The organism is Burkholderia sp. Ac-20392 (genome assembly GCF_017104585.1).
GTDB lineage: Bacteria > Pseudomonadota > Gammaproteobacteria > Burkholderiales > Burkholderiaceae > Burkholderia > Burkholderia lata.
This window is the reverse complement of sequence record NZ_JAAGPB010001136.1, coordinates 1-883: the sequence shown is the minus strand read 5'-3', so window position 1 is coordinate 883 and position 883 is coordinate 1. Positions and strand designations below refer to the sequence as shown.

Below are 883 nucleotides of genomic sequence, written 5' to 3'. Positions count from 1 at the left end.
CCCGACCTGGACCGACGCCGAGCTGCAGTTGCGCGCCGAATGGCTGCACACCTGCGACGAGCGCGCGGTGCGCGCGACGTACGAAGGCTTTCATGCCGACGATTTCCACGCGGACGCCGCGCAGCTGGCCGTGCCGTCGCTGCTGATCACGGCCGAACGCGGCGACGTGGTGCGCGACGACGACGTCGCCGAACTGCAGCGCGCGACGCCGTCGATGCGGCACGTGCGCGTGCCCGACGCCGGCCACATGATTCCGTGGGACAACGCCCCGGGCTTCTACGCGGCGTTCGGCGACTTCCTCGGCGCACCGCTCGCGGCCTGATCGCACGGCGCCCGCCCCTTTCCCTCACGCACTTACCGGAGCCGACGATGCCAGTCAGCGATACCCAACTGATCGACGCGTGGAAGCAGGTGCTCACGCTGTCGCGCCTCGAACCGGGCCAGACCGTCACGATCCTGACGAGCGCGGCCACCCACCCGCAGACGCTGTCGTGCGCGCTGATCGCGACGCAAATGATGGGCGCGATCGTCAACCGCCTCGACCTGCCGCCGGTGAACGGCGACAAGGCATTCAGCCGCGATCCGCTCGCGTATCTCGGCACGACGCCGCTGACCGGCAACAAGGCCGCGATCGCCGCGCTGCGCGAGAGCGACCTCGTGCTCGACCTGATGACGCTGCTGTTCTCGCCCGAGCAGCACGACATCCTGAAGTCCGGCACGAAAATCCTGCTCGCGGTCGAGCCGCCCGAAGTGCTCGTGCGGATGGTGCCGACGCTGGCCGACCGCACGCGCGTGCTCGCCGCGGCGAAACGGATCGCCGCCGCCCGCGAGATGCGCGTGACGTCGGCCGCCGGCACCGCGCTCGTGTGCCCGCTCGGCGAGT

2 pseudogenes are annotated in these 883 nt (G+C 70.7%); both read left to right on the top strand.

From position 1 onward, the window contains the following. Positions 1-322: pseudogene (locus tag G3N99_RS41240) on the top strand (alpha/beta hydrolase); the annotation flags it as partial. Positions 323-369: 47 nt separating this feature from the next. Continuing rightward, a pseudogene (locus G3N99_RS41235) lies at positions 370-883 on the top strand (2,5-dihydroxypyridine 5,6-dioxygenase); the annotation flags it as partial.